Origin of the sequence: Hydrogenobacter hydrogenophilus (assembly GCF_900215655.1) — a bacterium.
GTDB lineage: Bacteria > Aquificota > Aquificia > Aquificales > Aquificaceae > Hydrogenobacter > Hydrogenobacter hydrogenophilus.
The window spans coordinates 41,901-63,276 of record NZ_OBEN01000009.1 but is presented as its reverse complement, the minus strand read 5'-3'; the positions used below and the strand labels follow the sequence as shown (position 1 = coordinate 63,276).

General features: G+C 41.8%; 23 protein-coding genes. 15 read left to right on the top strand and 8 right to left on the bottom strand.

The annotated features are described in order from the left end of the window. The first annotated feature begins 242 nt into the window (after positions 1–242). From CP948_RS07435 to CP948_RS07365, 15 genes are all read left to right on the top strand, one after another. Complete coding sequence (locus CP948_RS07435) at positions 243–782, top strand: NuoB/complex I 20 kDa subunit family protein (RefSeq protein WP_096602943.1); 540 nt, start codon at positions 243–245, stop codon at positions 780–782. Between the two features lie 2 nt (positions 783–784). Beyond that, a complete protein-coding gene (nuoD, locus tag CP948_RS07430) occupies positions 785–2,542 on the top strand; it encodes an NADH dehydrogenase (quinone) subunit D (RefSeq protein WP_096602941.1) in 1,758 nt (585 codons plus the stop codon). A 3-nt stretch (positions 2,543–2,545) separates the two neighbouring features. Next, a complete protein-coding gene (locus CP948_RS07425) occupies positions 2,546–2,962 on the top strand; it encodes a hypothetical protein (RefSeq protein ID WP_096602939.1) in 417 nt (138 codons plus the stop codon). Beyond that, the gene (locus CP948_RS07420; protein WP_096602937.1) at positions 2,959–3,183 is read left to right on the top strand and encodes an HP1242/YdcH family protein; all 225 of its coding nucleotides are present in this window, start codon (positions 2,959–2,961) and stop codon (positions 3,181–3,183) included. The genes CP948_RS07425 and CP948_RS07420 overlap by 4 nt, the downstream gene beginning before the upstream one ends. Beyond that, complete coding sequence (serS, locus tag CP948_RS07415; protein WP_096602935.1) at positions 3,176–4,444, top strand: serine--tRNA ligase; 1,269 nt, start codon at positions 3,176–3,178, stop codon at positions 4,442–4,444. Before CP948_RS07420 ends, serS begins: the two co-directional genes overlap by 8 nt. A gap of 22 nt (positions 4,445–4,466) precedes the next feature. After that, entirely contained in the window at positions 4,467–4,790 is a 324-nt protein-coding gene (locus CP948_RS07410) for a hypothetical protein (protein ID WP_096602933.1), read from the top strand. Beyond that, a complete protein-coding gene (gene panB / locus CP948_RS07405; protein ID WP_096602931.1) occupies positions 4,783–5,586 on the top strand; it encodes a 3-methyl-2-oxobutanoate hydroxymethyltransferase in 804 nt (267 codons plus the stop codon). The genes CP948_RS07410 and panB overlap by 8 nt, the downstream gene beginning before the upstream one ends. Then, positions 5,579–7,279: a GspE/PulE family protein gene (locus CP948_RS07400; RefSeq protein ID WP_096602929.1), complete on the top strand. Its 1,701-nt coding sequence runs from the start codon at positions 5,579–5,581 to the stop codon at positions 7,277–7,279. The genes panB and CP948_RS07400 overlap by 8 nt, the downstream gene beginning before the upstream one ends. Positions 7,280–7,367: 88 nt before the next feature. Beyond that, on the top strand, positions 7,368–7,892 hold the full coding sequence (locus tag CP948_RS07395; protein WP_096602927.1) for a group I truncated hemoglobin: 525 nt from the start codon (positions 7,368–7,370) through the stop codon (positions 7,890–7,892). Between the two features lie 14 nt (positions 7,893–7,906). After that, the gene (locus CP948_RS07390) at positions 7,907–8,350 is read left to right on the top strand and encodes a group I truncated hemoglobin (protein WP_096602925.1); all 444 of its coding nucleotides are present in this window, start codon (positions 7,907–7,909) and stop codon (positions 8,348–8,350) included. A 38-nt stretch (positions 8,351–8,388) separates the two neighbouring features. Next, positions 8,389–8,748: a holo-ACP synthase gene (gene acpS, locus CP948_RS07385; protein ID WP_096602923.1), complete on the top strand. Its 360-nt coding sequence runs from the start codon at positions 8,389–8,391 to the stop codon at positions 8,746–8,748. An 18-nt stretch (positions 8,749–8,766) separates the two neighbouring features. Continuing rightward, positions 8,767–10,278, top strand: a complete 1,512-nt coding sequence (locus CP948_RS07380; RefSeq protein ID WP_096602921.1) for a diguanylate cyclase — start codon at positions 8,767–8,769, stop codon at positions 10,276–10,278. 23 nt (positions 10,279–10,301) lie between these two features. Further along, entirely contained in the window at positions 10,302–12,401 is a 2,100-nt protein-coding gene (gene rnr, locus CP948_RS07375) for a ribonuclease R (RefSeq protein WP_096602919.1), read from the top strand. Beyond that, positions 12,398–13,699 (top strand): UDP-glucose dehydrogenase family protein, encoded by a 1,302-nt coding sequence (locus CP948_RS07370; RefSeq protein ID WP_096602917.1) that lies wholly within the window; start codon positions 12,398–12,400, stop codon positions 13,697–13,699. The genes rnr and CP948_RS07370 overlap by 4 nt, the downstream gene beginning before the upstream one ends. Beyond that, positions 13,696–14,766: an AI-2E family transporter gene (locus CP948_RS07365; protein ID WP_096602915.1), complete on the top strand. Its 1,071-nt coding sequence runs from the start codon at positions 13,696–13,698 to the stop codon at positions 14,764–14,766. The genes CP948_RS07370 and CP948_RS07365 overlap by 4 nt, the downstream gene beginning before the upstream one ends. On the opposite strand, the gene purD is transcribed toward CP948_RS07365, so the two are convergent. Genes purD through CP948_RS07325 form a run of 8 tightly spaced genes read right to left on the bottom strand, consistent with a single transcriptional unit; the run spans position 14,753 to position 21,368 of the window. Beyond that, a complete protein-coding gene (gene purD / locus CP948_RS07360) occupies positions 14,753–16,018 on the bottom strand; it encodes a phosphoribosylamine--glycine ligase (protein WP_096602951.1) in 1,266 nt (421 codons plus the stop codon). The genes CP948_RS07365 and purD overlap by 14 nt on opposite strands. Positions 16,019–16,026: 8 nt before the next feature. Next, positions 16,027–17,154 (bottom strand): acetoin utilization protein AcuC, encoded by a 1,128-nt coding sequence (locus CP948_RS07355; RefSeq protein WP_096602913.1) that lies wholly within the window; start codon positions 17,152–17,154, stop codon positions 16,027–16,029. After that, entirely contained in the window at positions 17,151–18,425 is a 1,275-nt protein-coding gene (locus CP948_RS07350; protein ID WP_245810116.1) for a PDC sensor domain-containing protein, read from the bottom strand. The genes CP948_RS07355 and CP948_RS07350 overlap by 4 nt, the downstream gene beginning before the upstream one ends. Beyond that, the gene (locus CP948_RS07345) at positions 18,422–19,588 is read right to left on the bottom strand and encodes an LL-diaminopimelate aminotransferase (protein ID WP_096602909.1); all 1,167 of its coding nucleotides are present in this window, start codon (positions 19,586–19,588) and stop codon (positions 18,422–18,424) included. The genes CP948_RS07350 and CP948_RS07345 overlap by 4 nt, the downstream gene beginning before the upstream one ends. A 13-nt stretch (positions 19,589–19,601) precedes the next feature. Continuing rightward, positions 19,602–19,901: a hypothetical protein gene (locus tag CP948_RS07340; protein WP_096602907.1), complete on the bottom strand. Its 300-nt coding sequence runs from the start codon at positions 19,899–19,901 to the stop codon at positions 19,602–19,604. Between the two features lie 2 nt (positions 19,902–19,903). Then, on the bottom strand, positions 19,904–20,440 hold the full coding sequence (locus tag CP948_RS07335; RefSeq protein WP_096602905.1) for a F0F1 ATP synthase subunit delta: 537 nt from the start codon (positions 20,438–20,440) through the stop codon (positions 19,904–19,906). Then, positions 20,437–20,931: a F0F1 ATP synthase subunit B gene (locus CP948_RS07330; protein WP_096602903.1), complete on the bottom strand. Its 495-nt coding sequence runs from the start codon at positions 20,929–20,931 to the stop codon at positions 20,437–20,439. The genes CP948_RS07335 and CP948_RS07330 overlap by 4 nt, the downstream gene beginning before the upstream one ends. After that, entirely contained in the window at positions 20,928–21,368 is a 441-nt protein-coding gene (locus CP948_RS07325) for a F0F1 ATP synthase subunit B (RefSeq protein WP_096602949.1), read from the bottom strand. The genes CP948_RS07330 and CP948_RS07325 overlap by 4 nt, the downstream gene beginning before the upstream one ends. Positions 21,369–21,376 lie beyond the last annotated feature (8 nt).

Sequence of the window (21,376 nt, the reverse complement as noted above, 5' to 3'; positions counted from 1 at the left end):
TGGTGCTTTGGGGGATTTACTTATTTTTTGAGCTTTTGAGGGCTGTTTTTAGAAATCAAGTTTTGTCAATGCTCTGGGATTTTTCAAACAGCCTCAGTCAGTATAGTTAAAGAAGAGAAAAACCTGCATGCTCTTGGAAGTGTCCTAAATTATTTATAATACGGTGTCCTTTTCATGTGATAGTTGTCATGAAGTTGTGTAATTTTGGCTTATAATTAAAGTTCTACTAAAGGAGGTTTATTATGGCTGCGATAAACTCCAACGGTTTTGTGATAACTACTGTGGAAGAGCTTTTAAATTGGGGTCGCAGGAACGCCCTTTGGCCTGTGACCATAGGTCTTGCCTGTTGTGCTATAGAAATGATGCATACAGCAGCCTCAAGGTTTGACTTAGACAGGCTTGGCGTCATCTTCAGGGCTTCTCCAAGACAGGCTGATGTGCTTATCGTTGCAGGTACAGTAGTCAATAAAGTGGCACCTATGCTAAAGCTCATATGGGAACAGATGCCAGACCCTAAGTGGTGCATAACTATGGGTGGATGTGCTTCTGCGGGGGGACCCTTCCCCACATACGCTACCCTTCAGGGTATGGACAGGATAATACCCGTTGATGTTTACATACCCGGATGCCCACCTCATCCGCAGGGACTCATATACGGCATACTCCAGCTTCAGAAAAAGATAAAAGAGAAAGGAGTAAGAAAATATGACAAGGCTTTTGCACAGTTCAAAGAGGATGTGCAGAGACAAGGTTTGTTGATTCCGCAGGAGGTTGAGGTCTGACAATGCCTTGGATGAACTTAGTAGTGAGAGAAAGAGTCAGGTCTATTTTCAAAGATGCGGATGTTCAAGCGGACAGCAAAAGTGTGCGCATAGAGGTTCCCAAAGCTAAACTGCTTGAGTTTCTAAGTTATCTCAGACAAAAGGAAGGATACAAACATTTCATAGACTTTACCTGCGTAGACTTCCCTGAACACCCTCACAGATTTCAGGGCGTTTATATACTCTACAATCCAGAAGAGAACGAGAGGGTTATAGTAAAAACTTGGGCAGAAGGTGGTACGCTTCCCTCTCTTGAAAAGCTCTGGCCTTGTGCTAAGTGGGCGGAGAGAGAAGCATACGATATGTTTGGTGTTGTTTTTGAAGGGCACGAAAACCTCAGACGTATGTTCATGTGGGAAGGATATCCTTACTTTCCCCTCAGGAAGGACTTCCCACTTGAGGGTATTCCAGAGGTGGAGCTCCCTTCCCTTACGGAAGTGTTGGAAGGTAGAACAGAACCACCAAGCCACGACTACGAAATAATGCATACAAAAGTTGCTACTCTTGAAGACCTTGAGAGAACAGAAAAAGCTAGACTAAAAAAGAAGGCTCAGTTGGTACTAAACTGGGGACCTTTGCATCCGGGTACTCACGGCACCATATGGTTTCTCTTTGACCTTGACGGTGAAAAGGTGGTTCAGTCGGATGTAATACTGGGACAGCTACACAGAGGGATGGAAAAGATAGCAGAGAACCTATACTACTTTCAGTTTCTGCCTTATACAGATAGGATGGACTACATATCAGCCATATGCAACGAACTTTCATATGTGACCGCAGTGGAAAAGCTCTTGAATGTAGAAGTTCCCGAGAAGGCAAGGTATATAAGGACCATGTTTGCAGAGCTTCAGAGAATAAACTCCCACCTTCTTTGGCTTGGCACTGGCGCTTTGGACCTTGGAGCTCTCACCGTGTTCCTTTATGCCTTTAGAGAAAGAGAGAAGATAATGGACATCATAGAGGGAAACGCAGGTTTCAGACTTACCACTGCTTTTCTTAGAATAGGTGGAGTACATTACGACCTTGCAGAAGGCACTCTTGATGTGATAAAGGCATTTATTAAAGACTTCCCCAGCAGGCTAAAAGAGTATCACCAACTGCTAACAAGAAACCGCATATGGCTAAGAAGGACAAAGGATGTGGGTGTGATAAGTAAAGAAGATGTATTCAACTATGGGCTTACAGGACCTGTAGCCAGAGGTTCGGGAGTGCCTTATGACATTAGAAAAGCAGAACCTTACGCAGCTTATGACGAAGTGGAGTTTGATGTGCCTGTAGGAGAAGTGGGGGATGTTTATGACAGGTATTTGGTACGTATGGAAGAGATGGTCCAAAGCTTGAGAATAATAGAACAGTGCGTAGCCAAGTTAGAAAAACTACCCAAGTCCGCACCTTACATAAACAAAGACCATCCTGCGGTCATGCCTCCAAAAGAGGATGTGTTCATGGCTTTGGAAGACATGGTAAAGTCCTTTCGTATAGTGGTACACGGTGAGAGTGCACCTCCCGGAGAGCTCTACTCAAGCGGTGAAAACCCAAGAGGTGAACTTGGCTTTTACATATACTCTAAAGGAGGGTCAAGACCCTACAGGCTAAGGATAAGGTCAGGAGCTCTTTACAATCTTTCTATATTTCCCAAGCTCATAGAAGGTGGAACTATAGCGGATGCTATAGCTCTTCTGGGAAGCATAGACCCAGTAGTAGGAGAAACAGACAGGTAAAAAGTGGATAAAAGAGACCTCTACAGAAAAAGAGCCAAACAGTTTTACTATGCCTTTTTATCCTTTATCAGTCTATTATTTGTTGGTTCCCTTGCTACCTATCCCTTCTTTAATCTCCCTTTATCGTCAAAAGTTATCCTGCAGGCAAGCCTTATAGTAATGCTGAGTGCCCTGTTTAGTTTTCCTTTAGCTTTTTTTGTAAGGAAAAGGATCTTTCCTGTGAGAACTGCGCAGGATATCTGGTGGAGCTACAGTGCCACCAAAGGATACTTTTGGAGCTTTGTGGTATCAAGCACACCTTTTGCAATAGCCTTTGTTATATATCTAATAATCGCAAGCCTTGTGGTAATTTCTTTGGGATACCTTTTGAGTTTTTGTGCTTTAATATTATTAAGACCGAAAGAGGAGGACATAAAATGACCAGAGAGGAGGCTATAAAAAAACTCCTTGAAGAAAATAAAGAATTTAAACAGTATTACGAGAAACACGACGAACTAAACAAGCTCGTTGATAAGTTAGAAAAACACAGACCAATGACCCATGAGCTAGAGTTAGAAATAGAAAAACTAAAAAAGGAAAGGCTTTACTACAAGGACATGATGGAAAAAATTCTGCAAGATTATATGAAGAAAAATGCTTGACATACAGCTTTTAAGAGATAAACCCCATTTTGTAAAAGAGAGGTTAAAGACCAGAGGTGGAGATCATCATCTGCTTGTGGATCGTGTTTTGTCCCTTGACCAAGAACGAAGAAGCATACTTAGAGAACTTGAAGCGCTACGATCTGAGAGAAACCGCATAAGTAAAGAGATAGGAGTAATGAAAAAACAATCCTTGGACACCTCAAACCTTGAGGCACAGGTCAAAAAAATAAGAGAGAATATAGAAGAATTAGAAGCAAAGCTTTCCATTGTAGAAAGTGATATGAGAAACCTTATGCTACGCATACCCAACATACCCCATGAAAGCGTTCCCATAGGAGAAGATGAGAAAGACAATGTGGAGGTAAGAAGGTATGGCACGCCAAGGGAATTTAACTTTGAGCCTAAGCCCCATTGGGAAATAGGAGAGAAGCTGGACATACTTGATTTTGAAAGGGGTGCCAAACTCTCAGGAAGCCGTTTCACAGTTCTTAAAAACATGGGAGCAAAGCTTGAAAGAGCTCTTATAAACTTTATGTTAGACATGCATGCCAAAAAAGGTTATATAGAAGTTCTCCCTCCACATCTTGTAAAACCAGAAGTGTTAGAAGGCACAGGACAACTACCCAAGTTTGAAGAAGAACTCTACAAGTGTGAAAGGGACAACCTGTATCTTATTCCTACTGCGGAAGTGCCCCTTACTAACCTGTTTAGGGACGAAATATTAAGAGAAGACCAGCTTCCCATTTATCTGATGTCTTACACTCCTTGCTACAGAAGAGAAGCTGGTGCTTACGGAAAAGACATAAGGGGTATAATACGCCAACATCAGTTTAACAAAGTGGAACTGGTCAAGATAGTAAAGCCAGAGGATTCTTACGAGGAGTTAGAAAAGCTAACACGGGATGCGGAAGATGTACTAAGAGCCTTGGAATTACCCTATAGAGTTGTGCTTTTGTGCAGTGGAGACCTGGGCTTTTCTTCCGCAAAGACCTACGACATAGAGGTGTGGTTTCCATCACAAAACAGGTACAGAGAAGTGTCCTCCTGCTCTAACTGTGAGGACTTTCAGGCAAGAAGGATAAACATGAGGTTTAAAGATACCCAAGGTAGGAACAGGTATGTGCATACCCTTAACGGTTCTGGGCTTGCGGTAGGCAGAACCCTCGCAGCAATACTTGAGAACTATCAAAGAGAAGATGGTTCAGTAGTTGTACCTCATGCCCTTAGAGATTATCTAAAACTGGACATTATAAGGTAAAATCTATTTAAGGAGGCGTGTTATGTCCAAAGAGTTTGAGATTGGGATAAACCTCATAAAGAAGGTTTTGCCCGAGCTGGAAAAACTCCTTGAAGCACAGGACAAATTAACAGCCAGAAGGATAGTAAATGCCATATTCCATCCTATAACAGCCAGCGCTTACCAAATAAGAGTAGGGCAGGGACCAAAAAAGGAAGAGCTTTTGAGCACACTCACACCTCTTGTGGGACAGATGAGAGAACTATCTGACCTTGATGTGCTCAAAGAGTCCGTCAGAAGATTGATAAAAACCGTCAAGGAAGTAGAAGAAGAGCTATCAGCGGTGCAAGAACAAAAGAATGCATGAACAGATTACCATAAGGACGCTGTTTAAGAAAAAGCAGGAAGGAAAGAAGATCACCATGGTTTCTACCTACGACTACATCTCTGCAAAGTTGTGCGACCAAGTAGGTATAGACTGCGTACTGGTAGGTGATTCTCTCGGTATGGTTTTTCAGGGACTTGAATCTACTCTTTATGTGTCCCTTGATGAGATGATATACCACACAAAGGCAGTAAAGAGGGGCATAAAGAGAGCCTTTCTTATAGTGGACATGCCTTTTATGAGCTATCAAGTAAGCAAAGAAGACGCAATAAGAAACTGCGGAAGAGTTATGAAAGAGACAGGAGCTAACGCAGTAAAGTTAGAAGGTGGAGAAGATATAGCAGAGCTTATACATAGGCTTGTAAGTATAGGCATTCCTGTGGTTGGGCATTTGGGATTTACACCCCAAAGTGTTCACGCTCTTGGAGGCTACAGGGTTGTGGGAAAAAAGGAAGATGAAGCTCAAAAACTAAAAAGAGATTTCAAAGCGTTGGAAGAAGCAGGAGCCTTCATGATAGTTTTAGAAAGTGTACCATCCCATTTAGCACAGGAGCTAACCAGAGATTCTAAAAGCATCACCATAGGCATAGGTGCTGGTCCGCACTGTGATGGTCAGGTGCTGGTTTTTCACGACCTTGTAGGTTTGGTGGAAGATATAAAACCCAAGTTTGTAAAGAGGTATGCCCAAGGTGCTGAAGTGTTCAGACAGGCATTGCAAAAGTATAAAGAAGAGGTAGAGAAGGGCATATTCCCTTCTGAGGAAGAGAGCTATGGATGAAGCTAAGCTATTAGAGTATTTAGTAAAACTTGGCTACATCACCAAAGAGCAAGCAAAACAGGCTTATGTAGAAAAACAGAAGGATGAGGACATAATAAGCACCTTGCTGAGGTTAGGCTTACTTGATGATACAAAGCTGGCAGATTTATATTCCAAACATTTATCCAATAGATTCTGGAAGGGCAATATAGAAGATGTAAAACTGCCAGAAGAGGTGCTGAAAGAACTTCCGGAAAGTCTGCTTAGGAAATACTTAATAGCTCCGGTAAAGTACGAAAACGGGAACTTAACTATCATTACAGTTAATCCTTTCAATCAGTCCGCCATAAACGAGCTAAGGTTTAGAAGTAAGATAAGTTCCATAACCGCCTATGCCGCTACCAGAAAAACAGTAGAAGACCTTCTAAACAAGCTCTATCCTACAGTGACTAAGCTAATTGAGGAGCTTGAACCCGAAGAAGAGATAGAGCTGGAAAATCTCCCCATAGATCTCTCTCCAGAAGCTTTAGCTGCAGAAGCTGGAGAGGCACCCATAGTGAAGCTTGCCAATTATCTAATATACGAAGCGGTTAGACTTGGCGCATCTGACATACATATAGAACCTTACGAAAAAAAAGTAGTTGTACGCTACAGAATTGATGGAATACTGCGTGTGTTTCACGAGTTTCCCGCAAAGGTCAAAGATTCGCTGACAGCAAGATACAAGATCATGTCCAACATGGACATAGCAGAGAGAAGAAAGCCTCAAGATGGAAGGATAAGGATAAAGATAGGTGGCAAAAGAATAGACCTTAGGGTCTCTACAGTACCCACCGTTTATGGGGAGAAAACAGTCATGAGAATCCAGGAAGCAGAAAAGTACCTTAGCGTAAAGCTTGAAGACTTAGGGTTTGAGCCTGATGACCTTGAGAAATTTAGAAAGGCTATATGGACACCGTGGGGAATGGTGTTGGTAACTGGACCTACTGGTTCAGGGAAAACAACCACACTGTACGCATCGCTTATGGAAAGAAACACACCTGATGTGAACATAATGACCGCAGAAGATCCAGTGGAAGTTGCCATCCCGGGGCTCAATCAGGTTCAGGTTAACGAGAATATAGGACTTACCTTTGCAAGCGTATTGAGAGCCTTTCTCAGACAGGACCCTGACATTATCCTCATAGGTGAGATAAGAGACACAGAAACTGCAGAAATAGGCATAAAAGCTGCACTAACAGGGCACTTAGTGTTTTCCACCCTGCACACTAACGACGCACCATCTTCTATTACAAGACTTGTGGATATGGGAATAGAACCTTTTCTTGTAGGCTCATCAGTTATTCTCATAGTGGCACAGAGACTTGTTAGAAAGCTTTGTCCTGCATGTAAAGTAATAGACAACACACCCAAAGAAGCTCTTCTCAGGATGGGAGTGCTAAAAGATCCCAGCGAAGATATAACCATATACACGCACAAAGAAGGGGGATGTGAGGTTTGCAACCGCACAGGTTATAAAGGAAGAACCGCTGTCCATGAAATACTTGAAGTAGATGAGGAGATGAGAAAGCTCATCATAAAAGGTGGCACTTCTGAAGACATAAGAGACTTAGCTAAAAGCAAAGGCATGAGAACCCTTTATGAAGCTGGTATTTTAAAAGTAAGAAAGGGCATCACATCCTTACAGGAAGTAGCAAGGGTCCTTGCCAAGTAAGCATACCCTTTGTGTGACTTAATCACTGAAAGGATCATACAAAGGAAGTAGCATTAAACAAGAAAACCATTATAAAGGAGGTAGTATCATGAGAAGGTATGCATTAGGTACATTTGCTCTATTAGCTTCTACAGGTTTTATGCTTTCTTCTTGTGGGGGAAGCAGTACTGCTCAAACACCCTTTGAGAGGCTCGGTGGTGAGCAGGGTATTAGGAAAGTAGTAAGTGATGCGGTACCCTGTCTCGCAACAGACCCAAACATAGGTATATTCTTCAGAGGATTATCCGCGGACTCTCTTGAACGTATACAGGTATGCCTAACAAAACAGTTGTGCGCTGCCGCTGGTGGTCCATGTACTTTTCCAACTACTATAACTTACACAAGTCCCGTTGATGGACAGCAGAGAACCTTTACATGTAGACCTATGAGAGCAGCGCATCAAGGTATGGTAGGACCTGATGGTAAAGGTATAGCCAACGATGATGTAGATAGTTTTAAGGCGTGCGTTCAAAAATCTATGCAACAAAACGGTGTTCCTGCTGACTTACAGCAAGCGGTTCTTAACATATTGGAGAGCCAAAGGAATGATGTAGTTGATGATAGGAATAAATAAGAGGAGGTAGTGTCATGAGAAAAACTGCACTTAGCCTTATGTTAGTCTTTGGGCTTTTTGGAGTTGGCTCTGCGGAGATGATGCACAAAGAAAAGACCCTTTATCAGAGACTTGGTGGATACGATGCCATCTCAGCAGTTGTTAAGGACCTTGCAGTGCGTCTTGTGACGGACAGGCAATTAGGCGTATACTTTAAAGGTCTCAGCAACGACAGTAAGAACAAACTGATAGCTCATCTTACTAACTTTGTATGTAGTGCCACAGGAGGACCCTGTATATATACGGGAAGGGACATGAAAACCGCTCACGAAGGGCTTGGTATCTCAGATTCAGACTGGAACAGATTTGTAGAACTCACAAAAGAAACCCTCAACAAGTTTAAAGTGCCTCCAAAGGAACAGCAGGAATTTTTACAGGCGGTAGCACCGTTAAAAGGCGTTATAGTAGAGAAAAAGTAAGTTTCTTGGGGGGCTTTCCCCCTTTATAATATCCCTCTGTGGTTGGTATAGACATAGTGAAAAACGAAAGGATCAAGAAGGCTATAGAACGCTTTGGTGATAAATTTTTAAATCGCATATACACACAAAGAGAGCTTGGGTATTGCACACAGCAAAAGTCTTTCTGCGCATGCCTTTCTGCAAGATGGGCTTGCAAAGAAGCTGTTTTGAAAGCTTTTTACCAGAGATTCGGTATAGTGCTAAGATTCTCACAAATAGAAGTGCTCGGAGACAGAGGAAAACCTGCAAAGGTGAACATCCTTAGGGATGACATAAAGCATCTGCTTGAAGGTATAAGCCTGTATGTATCCATATCTCACGAAAGGGACTATTCTGTAGCAGTAGCCTTTATACTGTGATAAAATAAAAGTCTTTTCATGGATTATTCAAGCTTTGAAAACCTTCCTATAGTTCTTTTGGTAATAGACGAAAAATACAGGGTAGTGTACGCAAACAAAAAAGCTAAGGAACTCTATGGCATGGAGTTTTATCCGTATGTAGCAAAGATTATGAAACAGCAGGGGCTGGAGAACTATCAGACAGTGTATGTGCACACTACAAAAGAAGGCAGAGAGAATTATATTTATGTAATTGCAAGCTATAATAAAGAAAACAATACTTACATAGAGATACACATAGATCTATCCCAAGTGCTCAAAGCTTTTGAGTATGTTAAGCTAAGTCCAGAAATTTTCCTTACAAGCGGTCCCATGGTGTTTTTCTTTTTAGAGGACGCTGTTGGATGGTCTGTTAAACTTGTCTCTCCCAATGTGAAAGATCTAACGGGCTACTCTGTGGAAGAGTTTGTAGAAAGAAAGTTAAAGTACACAGACCTTATACACAAAGAGGACCTTGATAAAGTAGTGAAGGAGCTGAAAGAATGCACAGAGGGTCCTCTATCAGAGCAAACTCACGAAGATTACAGGATCATAACTAAGGATGGTAAAGTAAAGTGGGTGCTTGATCATACCGTTTGCCTAAAAGATGATAAAGGGAAAGTAATAGGCTATTACAAGTATGTGGTTGATATCACAGAAAAACACGAGAAAGAAGAACTCTTCCGTTCACTCGCTTCTGCTTCTCCCGTAGGTATTTTTCTAAGGCAGGGAAAAAGGTTAATATACGCAAATGAGGCACTTTCCGAGATAACAGGCTACTCCGTTGAAGAGCTTTTATCCCTTGAGGATCTTCTTTCTCTTATCCATCCAAAGGACAGAGATAAGGTCAAGAAGGTTATGATCAAGAGGGATATGGGTAAAAAAGGAGTTAAAAGGTACGAGGTAAGGATAAAAAGAAAGGATGGGAAGGTTGTATGGGTACAGATAAGCTCAGAAACTGTACACTATAAGTCTGCTCCTGCGGGAGTGGGTGTGGTCATGGATATAACGGATAGAAAGCTCACAGAGAACAAACTTAAAAAGTTAGCCCTTTACGACAGACTTACAGGTGTGTATAACAGATACGCTCTTGAGGAATTTCTTAAGAAGGAAGTTGCCAAGGCACGCAGATACAAAATGCCTTTGAGTCTTCTGTTCATTGATGTGGATAACTTCAAGCAGATAAACGATACTTACGGACACCAAGCTGGAGATAGGGTTCTTAAACAATTAGCAAGGCTTTTCAAAAATAACATAAGAAAAACGGACATAATGGGAAGATGGGGAGGGGAAGAGTTTTTACTAATTGCGCATTCAGAACCATTAGTAGTTGCGGAAAAGCTCAGGAGGATTGTGGAAGAAACGGTTTTTGACGGAAAAATTAAGATAACTGTATCTATAGGAATAACCACATACCGTGAAGGTGATACCATAGACACCATCTTAAGAAAGGCTGATAGCGCTCTTTACAAAGCCAAAAGTGAAGGAAAGAATAGAGTTTTTTACCTTTAGAGCATAGTTTATAATCTTTTCATATGGCATATGGGCACATAACAGAAGAAGAAGTTCTTAATCTGCTCAAAAGCTCTAATAAAGCCATGCACTTTGAACAGATAGCCAAACATTTGGGGCTTGACAAAGAAGGTAGAAAAAAGCTCAAAAAACTGCTCAAGTCCCTAAAAAGAGAGGGGAGGCTATTTGTAGAAAAAGGAAGGTATAAGCTTACGGAGGAAGACACAGTTGTAGGGACTGTGATTCCTTACCCTGCAGGATTTGGCTTCCTCCATATAGGAGAAGGCAGAAAGGACATATACATACCACCCTTTGAAATGACAAAGGTCTTTGGTGGTGACTTGGTAAAGGCTAAAGTGGTGGAGTTTAGAGGTAAAAAGGAAGTGCGCATACTCAAGATTATAAAGAGAGGTAAAAGAGAGCTGGTATGTAAGATAGTAAAAGGTAAAATTTGCTACGGGATACCCATCTATGACGCACCCCACCAAAAGATACTGCTGAGCCAAGAAAGTTGCAAGGACCTAAAGAAGGACACCTTGGTAGTAGTTGAGATAAAGGAGTACCCAAGGGAAAGAGTCCCCGCTAAGGGAGTGATCAAGGAAGTGCTGGGACATCCTCAGGAAAGACTGCTTATCATAGACCTTCTTATTAGAAAGTACGATCTCCCTCTTGGGTATCCAGAAGAAGTTATAAAAGAAGCCCAAAAGATACGCATTAGTATAAAGAGGGAGTTGAAAAAGAGAAAAGACCTAAGGGATCAGGTTTGCTTTACCATAGACCCCGAAAGAGCTAAGGACTTTGACGACGCAGTAGCTATAGAAATGACACCGGAAGGACACTACAGACTGTGGGTGCACATAGCTGATGTATCTCATTTTGTCAAAGAAGGCTCTCACACAGATAAGGAAGCTTTCAGAAGGGGTTTTACCTTTTACCTCCCTGACAGAGCCCTGCACATGCTTCCAGAAAAGCTATCTGCAGACCTGTGTAGTCTAAAACCCTATGAGGACAGGCTTGCTTTCACCTGTGAGATGGTGTTTGATAAAAAGGGGAACTTGGTAAGCTACGACATATACGAGAGCGTCATAAAGAGCAAAGCGCGCCTGACATACGAAGAAGCTCTAAAGCTCATAGTAGGTGATCCGGTGCTTGAAGATAAATACCCTTACCTTGTAGAACCCCTTAGGCTTATGGAAGACCTTTATCGCATACTTTCCAGAAAGCGTTGGGAGAAAGGGAGCATTGACTTTGACCTTCCAGAATCGGAAGTAGTCGTGAATGAGTTTGGAGAACCCGTAGCGGTGATCCCCTACGAGAGGCACATAGCCCATAAGATCATAGAGCAATTTATGATATCTGCCAACGAGACTGTAGCCATGCACTTGCAGAATATGGGATATCCTTGTCTTTACCGAGTACACGAAAAACCAGACCCAGATAAGGTAAACAATCTAATAGAAATACTTGGTGGTCTTGGGTATAAAGTAAAGAAAGTCTCTCTTGAGCCTAAGTTTTTTCAAAAGATCATAGAGGATTTTGAGGGAAGACCAGAAGAAAACTTGGTTAGGTTCTTGACACTCAGAAGCATGAAGAGAGCTTATTATTCACCTCACAATGTGGGGCATTTTGGACTTGCCTCTGAACATTACGCTCACTTTACATCACCTATAAGGAGATACACAGACATAATAGTTCATAGGCTTTTGAAAAAAGCCATAAAAGGTGAGGATGTGCCTTACGAAGAAACGGTAGCATACCTTGAGATGGCTGGACAGCATTTATCCAAACAGGAAAGGCTCGCGGACGATGTAGAAAGAGAAGCCATAGACCTGTTAAAAGCTAGACTCATGAAGGCACATATAGGTGAAGTACATACGGGTATAATAACTGGGGTTGTACCTTTTGGCTTTTTTGTAGAACTGCAAGAGTATCTGGTAGAGGGGCTTGTGAGCATAAACACCCTAACGGAAGATGAATATGTTTACGACGAACCAGCTCACAGGCTTGTGGGTGTAAGGACTGGGAAAGTATACAGGTTGGGTGATATGGTAAAGGTTAGGGTAGTCAAAGTTGAAGAAGACAGAGGTAAGATAGAGCTTGAGCTTGTGGAGGAAGAGGGATGAATATAACCGTTGTAGGCGGTGGTTACGTAGGATTGACAACGGGCATATGTCTTTCCCATCTGGGATACAAAGTGAAAGTGGTGGAGAAAATTCCACAGAAAGTACAGATGCTAAAAGAGGGACATCTCCCCATTTACGAGCCAGGACTAGAAGAACTCCTCCAAGAGAGCCTCAAACAGGATAGGATAAGTTTTACTACGGATATCGTTGAAGGAATTGATTTTTCCCAAGTGATTTTTGTATGTGTTGGTACACCCGAGCAAGAAGACGGCTCTGCAGACCTATCACAGGTGGAGGAGGTAGCAAGACTCACTGCACAGCATATGAAGGACTACAAACTGCTAATAGAAAAGTCCACAGTGCCAGTAAATACCCACAAGCTCATCAAAAAGACCGTGCAAAGATATATGAAAAGTCCTATAGAGTTTGATGTGGTTTCCAATCCTGAGTTTTTAAGAGAGGGGAATGCGGTAAAGGACTTTTTAGAGCCGGACAGAATAGTTATAGGTGTTGAAAGTGATAGAGCAAAGAGCATTATGCAGGAAATCTACAAACCCATAAAGGCACCCATTATATTCACAGACCCAGCCACAGCAGAACTTATAAAACACGCATCTAATTCCTTCTTAGCCATGAAGATATCTTTCATAAACATGATAGCAGACCTGTGTGAAAAAACGGGAGCGGACGTAAAGTTGGTAGCAGATGGTATAGGATACGATAAGAGGATAGGGAGGGCTTTCTTGGATGCAGGCATAGGCTGGGGTGGAAGTTGTTTCCCCAAAGATGTAAAAGCCTTCATAAAGATAGCAGAAGATCACGGGGTTGACTTTTCATTGCTCAAAGAGGTAGAGAAGATAAACGCAGAGAGGATAGATAGGTTTATTCAAAAGGTGAAGACTGCACTCTGGAGCTTAAAGGACAAAAGGTTAGCAGTTTGGGGGCTTTCTTTCAAACCCAACACAGATGACATAAGGTACGCACCCTCTATAAAGGTGGTGTCCGCTCTTCTCAAGCACGGAGCCAAGCTAAGTTTATATGATCCCAAAGCTATGAATAACTTCAAAAGACTCTTCCCCGAAGGCAAGGACCTCTCCTACGCACAAGATATGTACCAGGCACTTGTGGACTGTGAGGCACTTCTCATACTTACCGAATGGGAAGAGTTTAAAAAGGCTGACCTTCAAAAAGTAAAAGAACTTCTCAGGCTTCCCATAATAGTAGATGGTAGGAACATATATGAACCATCAAAGATGAGAGAGGAGGGCTTTGAGTACTACTGCATGGGACGCTCATGAGCAAAGAAAGGGTATTCTCTTATTTTTTACTGGGTATGACTCTACTGTTTGCCATTCTGGTGCTTTTGGTTCTTATGCCTTTTTTAAACCCCATACTGTGGGCTATAATATTTTCCCTTGTTGCCTATCCTGTGCATTTAAGACTGTCAAACCTTTTGCGAAGCGCTACTATCTCCTCTTTGCTTATAACCTTTGCGGTAGCACTTTTCATAGTCATACCCGTGTTTTTTATAGGCATTGTCGCAGTCAGGCAAAGCGTAGAGATAACAAGAACATTACTTGATTACTTTCAGAGCCATACCATGATAGATGCCTTGCATAACCTTTACAGAGTACCTTTTGCGGACAGAATTCTAACGGAAGACATGCTACAGAAGATTTATGCCTACGCACAGTCTGACGAATTCAGAAGTAGTATTACTTCATACCTTGGTAAGCTCACTCAAAAGGCAGGAGAGCTTTTTACTTCCATGCTTTTAGCAACTGGGTCTGTTATTTTCAAGTCTTTTGTGTTTTTGATAAGTCTATTTTTCATACTTAGGGACGGCAGGAAATTCATTCAGTTTTTTGAAAGATTCCTTCCCATGTACAAAGAAGATCTTTACGAGATCTTGCTGACCATTTACAAAACTATACTTGCCGTTGTTTATGGAAGCATAGGAGTAGCTGTAGTTCAGGCGGTTCTGGGATTTGTTGCTTACACCATAGTAGGAGTTAACTATTCCCTTGTTTGGGCTTTACTTACCTTCATCGCTTCCTTTGTTCCGCCTTTTGGAACAGGCTTTGTATGGTTTCCTATAGCGGTATACACCTTCTTAAGCAAAGGTATATTTTACGGCATATTTATGTTGCTTTGGGGAATTCTTGTTATATCTACTGTTGATAACATAATTAGACCCATGATCATGAAAAAGGGTATAAATATGCCTTATATAGTGCTTTTCTTCTCAACAGTAGGAGGTATGTTGGCTTTTGGTTTTATTGGGCTATTTTTGGGACCTTTGGTGTTCACCGTCTTATTTTCCTTAGCGGTTATATATGAGAGGAGACTCCTCAAAGAAGGTTAACCGCTTTTATTCCTATATCTTTTCTGTACTGCATACCTTCAAACTTTATATTTTCTACGGCTCTATATACCTTTTCTCTGGCTTTTGATATGGTATCTGCCCACGCACACACATTTAGAACCCTTCCACCTTTTGCTATTAGCTTTCCATCTTCTATATCCGTTCCCGCGTGAAACACTATTACATCAGGGTCTTTTATGTTCTCAAGCCCGTGTATAACGCTTCCCCTTTGGGGTTTTTCTGGGTATCCCTTATTTGCAAGCACCACACACAGAGCGCATCTTTCATCTACTTCCAAAGACACTTCCTTTCCTTCGTAAAAGTCCAAGAGATTCTTCATGAAGTCTCCTTTGATTCTCATAAGTATGGGTTGCGCTTCTGGGTCTCCGAGCCTTACGTTAAATTCAAGCACTTTGGGTCCCTCTTTGGTGAGCATAAGCCCTGCATACAAAAATCCTCTGTAGTGTATGCCCTCTTCCTTTAGTCCCTTTATCAGTCTATCTATTATCAGTTCCTTTATATTTCTCTCTGTATCTTGGTCTACAAAGGGTGTGGGTGAGTAAGCTCCCATACCACCTGTGTTGGGTCCTTTATCACCGTCAAGAAGTCGCTTATGGTCCTGAGAAGTGGGAAGTGGCACATACCTATCTCCGTCCAAAAGCACTATATAAGAAACTTCCTCCCCTTCAAGGAACTGCTCTATTACCACTCTCTTCCCTGCAGGACCCAGCTCACCCCTTACCATCAGTCTCTCCACAGTAGATATGGCGGTATTTTCATCGTAGCAAACCACAGCACCTTTGCCACTTGCAAGTCCATCAGCCTTTATTACCAGAGGTACTCCAAAGTCCCTGATAAACCTTTTGGCTTTTGTAGGATCTTCAAAAACTTCGTACACGGCGGTGGGTATGTTATGCCTTAGCATAAAGCTTTTAGCAAACACTTTACTACCTTCCAATTGGGAGGCTCTCCTGCTAGGTCCAAATATCCTAAGTCCCCTGCTTTCAAACTCATCCACTATGCCCTCTACGAGGGGAGCCTCGGGTCCTACAACGGTAAAGTCTATACCTTCCTTTTCAGCAAAGTCCGCAAGTTCTTTTATGTTGTAAGGTTCTATATCAACCCTTTTAGCTATCTGCCATATACCAGCGTTTCCCTTAGCTACGTAAATTTCTTTGACTAAAGGACTCTGCTTTAACTTCCAAACTAAGGCGTGTTCCCTTCCTCCGTTTCCTACTACAAGAACCTTCACCATTAAGATTATACCAGAAAATAAGACCTGACTTTTTCCATAAGGCTTTTTACTTCTTGCTTTACAGGTTCATCGTTGAGTTCATCTAAAAGCCTGTTGTACATATAAGACTTATCTTCATCATCGTCAAACTCTTCAAAATCTACTTTTAAAAGCACTTCCTTGGCGGTAGGCTTTATCTCTGTAGGTATCTCCCTACCAGTTATCCTACACCAAAGGACTGCCCAAGCTCTTACCAGAGCTATGGGATGGTATCCACCACCTCCTATGTATATACCTTCTCCAAAGGCTTCTCTTACCATATCAAAGGCACGCAAAAATCCTGCGTTAGAAAGTTCCAACTTGGAAAGGTAATCCTCTCTTAGAGTGTCTGTTCCCAGCTGTAGCACATACACCTCGGGCTGAAAGATCTCTTTGACTATCCTCAAACTTTCTTCCAGAGCGTAAAGGTAATCTCTGTCCTTTGTACCCTTAGGAAGTGGTACATTCATATTAAAACCTTTTCCTCTGCCTCTACCCATTTCCTCTAAAAAACCACTCTTGAAGGGGAAGGCATACTCAGGGGATTGGTGCAAAGAGAGGACAAACACACTGTCATCTTCGTAGTAGTAATCCTGAATGGCGTCGCAATGATGCGCATCTAAGTCTATGTAAAGTATTCTTTTTATGCCCTGCCTTTTTAAAAACTCTATGGTAATAGCAGGATCGTTGATGAAACAAAAGCCATTTGCTCTATCCGGATAAGCGTGGTGCATACCACCTGCAGGATTAAAGGCTATACCACCCTTTAAAAATACCTCCGCAGCTTGTATAGAAGACCCAGTAGCCAAAAGAGACCCCTTCCACATGGCAGGCGAAACAGGGTTTTCGTAAGTGCCTATGTTGTATCTTTCCCTATGCTGTCTTTTGACGCACATACAAGCATCTGCCTCTTGCAGGGCGCGTATATAGTCCTCCTTATGATAAAGCAAAAGTTCCTCCTGATGCGCTTCTCTGCTTTCTATTATCTCATCTTCCTCTATTAAGTCCATAGCCCTGAGAAACTCCATCAGCAAAGAAACGCGAGGTATCCTAAGGGGATGGTTCTTTGTGTATCTAAGGTCTCTGTATTTTAAACTGCCTATTAGCTTTCTCATTGTTTGGCGTAGCTTTTTACAAGCTTGTGTATCTCCCTATAGTTTATGTCTCCAGCAAGCACATAAGTCTTATCTTTATACTGAAATTTTGAGGAGAGCGTTATACAAAAGTCATCTGTAGCTTGAGAGATGTATATGTCTGATATGTACATGCCGTCCTTCATGGCCTGCTTGAAGTAAGGCTTTTCTGACCTATCCGCTCCTTTTTTACCTGCCTTTATGTGATACTTTGTTTTTGGGTTTATCACATTGTTGGATATCTGTATACCCTTCTCGTTCATTATGTAAAAAAGCTCAAAGTAAGGGTAATCCTTGAAAAAGTCGTAAAGCACATACTCCCAAAGTTCTCTGTCTTCTTTAAGTATCCTATCAAGAATGGTTTTGAAATCTTGAGTTATCTGTTCCTTTATCTTAGCAATGAGTTCCTTTGATGCATACTCACACATGACAACAGAAGGCTGTAGTCCGTGCAGTATAAAGAAGGATGCTTCCACACCCTTTAATCTGTCTCTTGTGTCAGAAGCCAACTTAAAAAACTCCTCATAACTCTTTATAGGTTCAAGGGGTAGCATGTAGCCCTGCACATAAACGGGTTTTGCATCTGCGTAAAGGAGGGAAAACTCCTTGTGAAAGCCTTCTATGATCTCTTTTACCTTATCCTTAGAGAGTTTCTCTTTGGAGAGTGCATACACCTCCCCTTCATCTCTCAAAAGGGTTATGTCGCCCGGGATGGTATCCTTTATATCCTCGTAAAGTATCTTGTAGAGCCCTTCTTCTTTTACCGCTCCAAACCGCTCTCTAAAATCCTTCTTCCCCTTTAAGAAAAAAACATAAAGATAATAGGGTTGTCCAAAAAGTTTCCTAAGCTTCTGAAAAATGGAAGTTTCTGTATCTTTATACATGCACACATAGTGCAAAAGTACATGATAAAAAAGCACACCCACATATAAACCGTTCCTGTTTACCACCACTATGGGGTCTTTTTGCAAATTAAAAAAGTCAAAAAGACCTTGAATGTTATCCACAGTGGTTTTTATGTTCCTTAGCCTAATAAAAGGCTTTAGAAGGTCGCCTACTAAGAGGTCAGCCCTATATATGGCAGAACTTACATCTTTTCTTTTAACAAAACCTATGGGTTTTCCATCTTTTACCACAACGAAGAGTTCATGGGGCTCACGCTCTTTAAAGAGTTTTAGAACCTCCTCAAGGGTCGTCTCGTGCTCTACAGTAGGTACAAAAGTACAAAGCTGTGATAGCTCTATCTCCTTCATAATATTTTTAATTTACTGATCCTTTCCACCGCCTGAAGGAGTCTTTCGGTGGGTACAGTGAGTGATATACGAAAGTAGCCCTCTCCGTAATCTCCAAAGCCGTTTCCTGGTGTGCAAACTATACCACACTGGTCAAGAAGTAAAGAAACAAACTCCGCAGAAGTAAAGCCTTTGGGAACTTTCACCCAAAGGTAAAAGGTGGCAGAGGATTTATAGACCTCAAGACCTATGTCTTCAAGAGCCTTTACCATAACCTCTCTTCTTTGTTTGTAGATATCTCTTATCTTTTGGACCTCGCTATCTGGAAGGTTTAGTGCTGTTATAGCTGCCTCTTGGATAGCTTGGAACTGTCCAGAATCCACATTGGTTTTTACTTTACCAAGCCCAGCAATAAGATGTTCATTTCCTACCGCCATACCTATACGCCAACCAGTCATGTTGTACGTTTTTGACAAAGAGTGAAACTCTATAGCTATATCCTTAGCTCCTTCTATTTGGAGTATGGAAAGGGGTTTTTCTTCTCCAAAGTATATCTCCGAATAGGCAAGGTCAGATGCCACTATTATGTTGTGCTCCTTTGCCCATTGTATTAGTTCCCTGTAAAAGTTCTCCGTTGCAACCGCAGAGGTGGGGTTGTTAGGATAATTTACCCAAATGATTTTTGCTTTTCTTAGAACTTCTTCTGGAATGCTTTTAAAATCAGGTAAAAAGTGATTCTCTTCTTTTAGAGGCAGGGTATAAGGCACGCCTCCTGCAAATATAGTACCTATCTTATAAACGGGGTAAGCTGGGTCAGGGCAGAGCACCACATCACCGGGATTTATAAAAGCTAAAGGAAAGTGGGCTATGCCTTCCTTTGAGCCTATGAGCGCTATTACCTCTTTGTGAGGATCAAGAAAAACGCCGAACCTCCTTTTGTAAAAATCCGCAACCGCAGACCTAAAAGATAGCATGCCTTCGTAAGAGGGATATCTATGATGCTCGGGTTTTTCTACTGCTTTTTGCATGGCTCTCACTATAGGTTCAGGTGTTGGTATATCAGGATCACCTACCCCAAGGTCTATTATGTCCACACCCTGAGAGAGCTTTTCCCTTTTCTTTTTGTCTATCTGTGCAAAAAGGTAGGGTGGTAAGCTCTTTATCCTTTCTGAGTATTCCACCATGCTTCTTCCTCCTTTATTCTCCTTCAAAGGATTGGAGTTCTTCCATCAGAGACTTTATCTGATGCAACACAGCACCCTTTAACTGTTCTACGCTTGACTTCCAGTAAGCTTCGTTAAAGATGAGCTTCTTCTCAGGACCTTCGTCCTCAAAGCTTCCCACATAGCGCACCACAACAGTAGGATAGCTCACCTCTTCTTCGCAATCCTGCTGTTCAACATCAGGAAAGCAAATGACAAGCTCTATCTCTGGAGGAATAGCCATATTTTTAAGCTCTTGAGCTAATTTCTTAAAGGTTTCCTTTGGATATTCCACGGTTAACTCCTAAGAATCTCTTGCAGATTCTTCTTTATGGATGCGTCCAGAACAAAGCCGTAAGTTTTTACCACAAAACCACCGATAAGACTCTTATCTTCTATCACCTCAAACTCCAAATCTCTGCTGAGCATTTTGCTCACCACATCTCTTATCCTTTTAAGTTGGGATTCGTCGGTTTTTTGGGCTAAAATTAGGAAAGCCTTTGAAAATCTAAGAGTTTTTTCCACTTCGTGATCAAAGAAGTGCTTTATTTGGGATATAAAGGGAAAGGCTGATAGCTGTACTATGTAAGAGAGGGCTTGTTCTAACTCCTTGGGAAGTCCAAACTTCTCGCGCAGGGCATTCAGGTAAGATAGTTTAGCGGATACAGGTATAAGGGGGTTTAGCATAAAGTCCTTGAAGGTTCTCTCTTTTCTGTAGAGCTCGGAAAGAAAGCCAAGAAAGTCTGAGACAGAGACCATACTCTGCCTATCTTTGGGCAGAGAGCTTATGAGCGTTCTGGATATTTTTCTTGAAAGCTCTGTTTTGTTAATCATGTTTCCTCCATAGACTTGAGAGCCTTCTCTATGTAATTTCTTTGAACCTTAGGATCCTCAAAAGCTTTTCTAAGCATGTCTTCTGCCATCTGCTTTGCCTTTTCCATACCAAAGCGTATGAGCTCTTCTTTTGCTTTTTTGGTTTCTATCTCTATAGCGGACTTTGCTTTTTCCCTTATCCTGTTTGCCATCTGCTGAGCCTTTTTTGTTTCCTCTTCTTTTATATACTCAGCAGTTTCTTGGGCGAGTTTTATCTGCTCTTTGTAGCGTCTTTGAGCATCCTCATAGCTCTCTTTTGCTTTTGCTAGCTCTTCTTTTGAAAGTCTTAGCTCTTCTTCTGAAGCGTTGAGCCTTTCGGTAAGGCTTTTGAAGAAGTTATTAAAGGCTTCGGATGCGGGCTTGCGACCGAACCAATAGACTATTCCAAGGAAAAGAAGTATATTGAAACCTTTCCATAAAAGCTCTATAGCGTGATGTCCGCCTTCTGTCATGCTGCTTCCTCCAACAGCTTATCCCTTATAAGCTTGGCTATCTCTTCTACCTTTCCTTCAAGCTTCGCCTTTTCTTCTTCCAAAGCCTTTCTTATTTCTTCCACTGCCTTAGATATCTCTTGCTGAGTTTCTGCCTCTACTCTTTGCAAGATCTCTGCTTTTAATCTTTCCGCTTCTTTCCTTGCTTGCTCTATTATGGCGTTTGATTCTCTTCTTCCTTCTTCCAATATCTTAGAAGCCTCTGATAGTAGTTGAGTTGCTTGATCTTTGAGTTTCTTAGCTTCCTGCAAGCTTCTTTCTGTTATGCTATCCCTTTCCTCTATGACCCGTGTGTAAGGTCTTACAAAGAGGTAATTTACTAAAAATACAAACACTAAGAACAACCCTGCCTGCACAAAAAGGGTAAAGTTGGGATAAAGAGCTTGCTGTATGTCCATACTCAGTA